This window comes from Streptomyces sp. NPDC059371, assembly GCF_042751995.1.
Classification (GTDB): Bacteria; Actinomycetota; Actinomycetes; order Streptomycetales; family Streptomycetaceae; genus Streptomyces.
Genome location: NZ_JBHYXD010000159.1, coordinates 5413 through 11704, shown reverse-complemented (window position 1 = coordinate 11704; position 6292 = coordinate 5413). Strand labels below are relative to the sequence as shown.

The window sequence follows — 6292 nt, the reverse complement described above, 5'->3', positions numbered from 1 at the left end:
CCGCCGCGCCCCCCCCGCGGGCCCCCCCCCCCCCCCCCGGGCCCGCCCCCGGGGGGGGTCCCCCCGCCGTTCCTCCGTCGGGACAGCCCGTAGGGTGCCGTTCATGGCGAACACGGAGAACCCACAGAACCCGGCCGGGGAGCAATCGACGGCCTCGGCCGAGATCGGTGTCATCGGCGGCTCGGGCTTGTACGCCTTCCTCGACGACGTGACCGAGTTGCGGGTCGACACCCCTTACGGTCCGCCCAGCGACTCCCTGTTCCTCGGCGAGATCGCCGGCCGGCGGGTCGCCTTCCTGCCCCGCCACGGCCGCGGCCACCATCTGCCGCCGCACCGCATCAACTACCGGGCCAACCTGTGGGCGCTGCGCTCCGTCGGCGCCCGCCAGATCCTCGGCCCCTGTGCCGTGGGCGGACTGCGTCCCGAGTACGGGCCCGGCACCCTGCTCGTTCCCGACCAGTTCGTGGACCGTACGAAGTCACGGGCGCAGTCCTACTTCGACGGGCTGCCGCTGCCCGACGGCACGGTGCCGAACGTGGTGCACGTGTCGCTTGCCGACCCGTACTGCCCCGTCGGACGGAAGGTCGCGCTGGAAGCGGCACGCGGACGTGACTGGGAAGCCGTGGACGGCGGCGCGCTCGTGGTCATAGAGGGCCCGCGGTTCTCCACCCGGGCCGAATCGCTCTGGCACCAGGCGCAGGGCTGGTCGGTGGTCGGCATGACCGGGCATCCCGAGGCCGCGCTCGCCCGCGAACTGGAGCTCTGCTACACGTCGCTGACACTGGTCACCGACCTGGACGCGGGCGCCGAGACCGGCGAGGGCGTCTCGCACGACGATGTCCTGAAGGTGTTCGCGGCGAACGTGGACCGGCTGCGGGGCGTGCTGTTCGACGCGGTCGCGGGACTGCCGGCGAACGGATCGCGGGACTGCCTGTGCACGAGGGCACTGGGCGGCATGGATCCCGGCTTCGAGCTGCCGTGACCAAACCGCCGTGACCTGAAGCGCCGTGGCACCGACTGCCGTGGCGCCGACTGCCGTGACCCGAGCTGCCTTGATCGAGATGCCGGGCCCCCGTGCCGTGACCCGAGCCGGCGTGACGCGATCCGGCGTGACCCGGGCCGGCGTGACCGAGCTGCCGTGCCTCGATCCGGCGTGACGCGTGCCCGAGCGGGGCGGAATCTCCCGTTCGGGTGGGGGAGTTGTCCACAGTTCCCGGGCCGTCCACGGGTGCCTGCGGGCTTCGGCGCGAGGCCTCATCGTGGGATCGCAAGCCGGTCCCTCGTCACAGGTGGTGGTTCCCATGGCACAGCTCTCGCGACACATCCGCCCGCCGGGCGCGGACACACCTCCGACGTGCGAGGTGCCGCAGTTCGCGCCCGTCCGGGTGCGGGGCGGGCGCTTCCGGCCCCGGCCCCTCGCACGGCACAGGAGGCGGGCCGTCGCCACGGGCCTGGCCATGACGGCGGCCGCGCTCGTGGCGGCAGGTCCGGGCGATGCCGGGCGGGCTCGCGGACATCCGGCGACCACGCCCTCCGCGTCCGCCTCCACCACGGCTTCCACCCCCGTACGCGGGCCCGGCCCGGCCGAGACGGTGAGGGCGCCGGTCCGGATCGCGGACGGAGACGCGGCGCGTCTGTTGCGTCCCGGCGACCGGGTGGACGTGGTCGCGGCGGACGACGGCGGCGAGGCGCGGGTGGTCGCGGCCGGCGCGCGGGTCACCGGGGTCCCGGCCGCCGGAGCCACCGGCACCGGAGCGCTGGTCGTCCTCTCCGTTCCGCGCGCGACGGCCGTGCGGCTGGCCGGCGCGGGCACCACGTCACGGCTGGCGGTGACGCTGCGATGAGCACCGAAACCGTGTCAAGTCTCTCGATCGAGCTACCCAGTTGGACCGGCTCGGAACACCCTGCCGTAGGTTGCGGAGCTGTTTGTTCCACAACATGCGCGGAGGGGCCTCCTAGTGAGCGACAACAAGCAGCCCGGCGTCTGGGAGGGCTTCAAGGCCTTTCTGATGCGCGGCAACGTCATCGACCTGGCCGTCGCCGTGGTCATCGGCGCGGCCTTCACCAACATCGTCAACGCCGTGGTGAAGGGCATCATCAACCCGATGGTGGGCGCTATCGGTACGAAGAACCTCGACAACTACAGTTCCTGCCTGGAGGGCTCCTGCACCGGCACCGGAGCGGACGCGGGCATCCGGATCATGTGGGGCTCGGTGCTGGGCGCCACGCTCAGCTTCGTGATCACCGCCACCGTCGTGTACTTCCTGATGGTGCTGCCGATGGCCAAGTTCCTGGCCCGGCAGGCGGCCCGCCAGAAGGCGAAGGAGGGCACGAGGGAGGTTCTCGAGGTGTCCGAGCTGGAGGTGCTCAAGCAGATCCGCGACGAGCTGGTCGCCCAGCGCGGTCAGGGACGCCGCGAGTACTGACGGCGAGGCCGTGGGCGCGCGCCCGGGAACTCGGCCGGCGGCGCCGGGAGACCGGGGCGCGCCCGTCCCGGGGTGAGGGCGCCCGGAGCCGGGCTCAGATGTGGTGGGGCGGCTTCTCGTCGAGGAAGCGCTTCAGGTCGGCGGCGCTGTCACCGGTGCTGTCGGCCCGCTCGCCCCACCCACGGTCCGTATCGTCCGAGGACTGCTGGCTCAACGGATCGTCGAAGACCAGTGCGGGCTTCGGATCGCGCGGTTCGGGGGCGGGGGCGGGACTCATGCCCCAAGCGTACGCCGCGAGCATGCGGGGCCACCCCGTTCCACCCGGTCGACCCGGGGTCGCTTGTGAAGGCATTCACAAGAATTCCCGGCGCTTTTCTGCTGTGCTTGGCCCTATGACCTCCCGTTCCACTCCGGAATCCGCCTCGACACCACGGTCCGCGGGCCACTGGCCGCTGCGCAGAATGACGGCCCGCGGCCGCGACGAGGCGCACCGGGTCGCGTCGCCGCTGGAGCTCCTGTTCGACCTGTGTTTCGTGGTGGCCATCGCCCAGGCGGGCGCCGAGCTGGTGCACGCCGTGGCGGAGGGGCACGCGGGTCAGGGCATCCTCGACTACGCGATGATCTTCTTCGCCATCTGGTGGGCGTGGATGAACTTCAGTTGGTTCGCGTCTGCCTACGACAACGACGACGTGCTCTACCGGGTGGTCACGCTGGTGCAGATCGCCGGCGTCCTGGTGCTCGCGGCCGGGGTGTCCAAGGCGTTCGAGAGCCACGACTTCCTGGTGGTCTGGCTGGGCTACGTGATCATGCGGTTCGCGATGATCGCGCAGTGGCTTCGGGTGGCCCGGTCCACCGAGGGAAACGAGAGAACGGCGGCCCTGCGATACGCGGGCGGGGTGCTGCTGTGCCAGATCGGCTGGCTCGGCCTGCTGATCGCGCCGGAGGCCGGCCGGCTGTGGGTCTTCCTGGTGGTGGCCCTCGCCGAGCTGTGCGTCCCGCTGTTCGCGGAGAAGGACTTCACCACGTCCTGGCATCCGCGCCACATCGCCGAGCGGTACGGACTGTTCACGATCATCGTGCTGGGCGAGACGATCGCCGCCGCCACCGTCGCGGTGAAGTCTGCCGTCGACGAGCACGACGCGCTGGGCGAGCTGCTTCCGATCGCCGCGGGCGGCCTGCTGATCGTGTTCTCCGCCTGGTGGATCTACTTCGTGGTGCCGATCCACGGCCATCTGCGGTCCAGCGGACAGGCCTTCCAGTGGGGGTACGGCCACTACCTGATCTTCGCGTCGGCCGCCGCGATCGGTGCGGGTCTGGAGGTCGCGGTGGAACAGACGGTCGGCACGGCGCACATCTCCAGGCTCTCGGCGTCCGCCGCGGTGACACTGCCGACCGCCCTGTACTTCCTCGCCGTCTGGGTCCTGCACTCCCGCCATTTCAAGGTCGGCATCGCCCAGCAGGTCGTGCTGCCGGCCACCGCGCTGCTCGTCATCCTGTGCACCTTCCTGGGCGACTGGGCGGTCCTCGCGGCCGGGATCGTCTCCGCGCTGGCTGTGGCGGTCGGGGTGGTGATGACGACGCGAATGGTGACGGGGGAAGCGGCGGCCGGAGCGGCGCGCGGCAAGTAGCCCGGCGTGCGCGGCGGGCGCGAACACGCCGCCGGGGGGGCCACGGCCGGGGAAGACTGGGCGCATGACAGTTGACGCTCTGACAGATGTCGCGGGTCTGCGGGTGGGGCACGCGACGCGCAGCGGGGACGGTTGGCTCACGGGGACGACGGTGGTGCTCGCTCCCGAGGGAGGTGTGATCGCCGCCGTGGACGTGCGCGGCGGCGGGCCCGGCACCAAGGAGACGGACGCGCTCGATCCGCGCAACCTCGTGCAGCGGATCGAGGCGGTCGTTCTGACCGGGGGCAGCGCCTACGGGCTGGACTCGGCGTCGGGCGTGATGGCGTGGCTGGAGGAGCGGGGACGCGGGGTGCGAGTGGGGCCGGACCCGACGCACGTGGTGCCCGTCGTGCCGGCGGCCTGCGTCTTCGACCTAGGGCGCGGCGGCGACTTCCGGTCGCGGCCGGACGCCGCCACCGGACGCGCGGCGGTCGAGGCCGCCGACGCGAGTGCGCCGCGGGAGCCGGTGCGCGAGGGCGGCGTGGGCGCCGGTACCGGCGCGGTGGTCGGAGCGCTCAAGGGCGGGGTCGGGACGGCGAGCGCCGTGCTGGAGTCCGGTGTCACGGTGGCCGCGCTGGTGGTGGCCAACGCGGTGGGCTCGGTGGTGGAGCCGGAAACGGGGGCGTTGTACGGGGAGTTGGCGCGAGGGCGTACGGCGGGTCCGTCGGCCGCGGTGCGCGAGGCGGCCCGGCTGCGGCTCGCGGAGGCCGCCGCGCGGAACGCGCCGCCGCCGCTGAACACCACGCTCGCCGTCGTCGCCACCGACGCCGGTCTCACGCGGGCGCAGGCGCAGAAGCTCGCGGGTACGGCGCACGACGGGATCGCGCGCGCTGTGCGGCCGGTGCATCTGCTGAACGACGGGGACACGGTGTTCGCGCTGGCCACGGGCGACAGGGTGCTCGACGCCGGGAACCCCTTGGCGCTCAACGAGATCCTCGCGGCGGGCGCGGACCTGGTGACGCGCGCGATCGTGCGGGCCGTGCGCGCGGCGGAGCCGGTGGACGGGCCGGGCGGAGCGTGGCCGTCGTACGAAGAGCTGTACGGGGAGGGCGGGTTGGGGAACCGTACGTCGTAGCGCCCGGGAACTGGTGCGGCAAGGGCGCCTTGCAGGACAATGGGAGCGACGGGCCGGAACCTTTCGCGGGCCGCGTGGACCGTTGGAAGTGCCGCCTGACGAGGGCCTTTTGACGAACTGACGAGCCGCGGGGGAACTGACCGCACGGCCCGCCCGTTTTCCGTCCGTACGTTTTCTCGGTTCGCGGACATGATGTCCGACCGAGGGGCTACGGTATGCACCCACAAGGTGACATGCAGCAACGCCGGGAGAAACCTTGAGCGTTCCGTACGAGACAGCAGCGTACGAACCACCCGAGTCGCCCGAGTCTCCGGAGGAGCATCTCGCACGACTTCTGCGCCGCGCCCTGAACTCGTTCGAGCTGCCTGACGAGGCGATACGGCGGCTCGACTGCGCGCTGGCGCACGACAGCTCGCTGCACTCCGCGCACCACAGCGCGGGGCTGCACCGGGAGACGTACCGGCACACCTGGCTGCTCGCCGACGGTTCCACCGTCACGCTGTGGGAGCTGGTGCACAACACGGCAGCCGGTCACGACGCCCAGCACGAGGTCTACGTCGACGAGGAGGAGTTGCGCACGGCCACGGCCCGGCTCCCGCTCCCTCCGGACGCGCCGGACTTCGAGCTGCCGGTGTTCGTGCAGTTGTCGTCGATCCCCGAGCCGCGTCACACCTATGTGCCCGACGACTCCGCCGATCACGCGCGCCGGCTCCTGCGGCGTGCGGAGAATCCGGACCGGCCGGGCGTCGACCTCACGTCGCTGCTGCTGCGGGAGGCGTTCGCGCACCAGATCACGCAGGCCTTCGGACGCCCTTGCCGTGCGGGGCAGGCGGGGCTGTGCTTCTCGCTCTACGAGCACGCGTTCCTGCTGCGCGACGGGCAGGAGATCTCCTTGTGGGAGGTCGAGCACACGGCGACACCGGACCGGCGGCACATGTGCGAGGTGTACGCGAGCGAGAACGCGGCCCGGGACGCGATGGAGCGCCGGGCGGCACGACTGGGCTGACACCGGGAAGGGGGGGGGGCCCCCGGGGGGGGCGCGGGCCCGCCACCCGGGGCGCGATCACACCCGCGCGGGCGGGGGCGCGCCGCAGGCACCCCCCGCGCGCCGCGCGCGCCAACGC

General features: G+C 72.5%; 7 protein-coding genes. 6 read left to right on the top strand and 1 reads right to left on the bottom strand.

The window, feature by feature from the left end; translation table 11 throughout:
* Positions 1–103: 103 nt before the first annotated feature.
* The 3 genes from ACFXGX_RS41730 to mscL all read left to right on the top strand — a co-directional run bounded on the left by ACFXGX_RS41730 (position 104) and on the right by mscL (position 2426).
* Positions 104–982, top strand: coding sequence for an S-methyl-5'-thioadenosine phosphorylase (locus tag ACFXGX_RS41730; RefSeq protein ID WP_384803238.1), 879 nt, complete (start codon positions 104–106; stop codon positions 980–982).
* Positions 983–1301: 319 nt separating this feature from the next.
* Entirely contained in the window at positions 1302–1844 is a 543-nt protein-coding gene (locus ACFXGX_RS41725; RefSeq protein WP_384803235.1) for a hypothetical protein, read from the top strand.
* Between the two features lie 114 nt (positions 1845–1958).
* Positions 1959–2426: a large conductance mechanosensitive channel protein MscL gene (mscL, locus tag ACFXGX_RS41720; protein ID WP_384803232.1), complete on the top strand. Its 468-nt coding sequence runs from the start codon at positions 1959–1961 to the stop codon at positions 2424–2426.
* A gap of 94 nt (positions 2427–2520) precedes the next feature.
* On the opposite strand, the gene ACFXGX_RS41715 is transcribed toward mscL, so the two are convergent.
* Positions 2521–2703, bottom strand: a complete 183-nt coding sequence (locus tag ACFXGX_RS41715; protein WP_261709245.1) for a hypothetical protein — start codon at positions 2701–2703, stop codon at positions 2521–2523.
* A 115-nt stretch (positions 2704–2818) separates the two neighbouring features.
* On the opposite strand from ACFXGX_RS41715, the gene ACFXGX_RS41710 reads away from it, so the two are divergent.
* From ACFXGX_RS41710 to ACFXGX_RS41700, 3 genes are all read left to right on the top strand, one after another.
* Positions 2819–4054 (top strand): low temperature requirement protein A, encoded by a 1236-nt coding sequence (locus tag ACFXGX_RS41710; RefSeq protein WP_384803228.1) that lies wholly within the window; start codon positions 2819–2821, stop codon positions 4052–4054.
* Positions 4055–4118: 64 nt separating this feature from the next.
* Entirely contained in the window at positions 4119–5168 is a 1050-nt protein-coding gene (locus ACFXGX_RS41705) for a P1 family peptidase (protein ID WP_384803225.1), read from the top strand.
* A gap of 256 nt (positions 5169–5424) precedes the next feature.
* The gene (locus ACFXGX_RS41700) at positions 5425–6174 is read left to right on the top strand and encodes a DUF6227 family protein (protein WP_384803223.1); all 750 of its coding nucleotides are present in this window, start codon (positions 5425–5427) and stop codon (positions 6172–6174) included.
* Positions 6175–6292 lie beyond the last annotated feature (118 nt).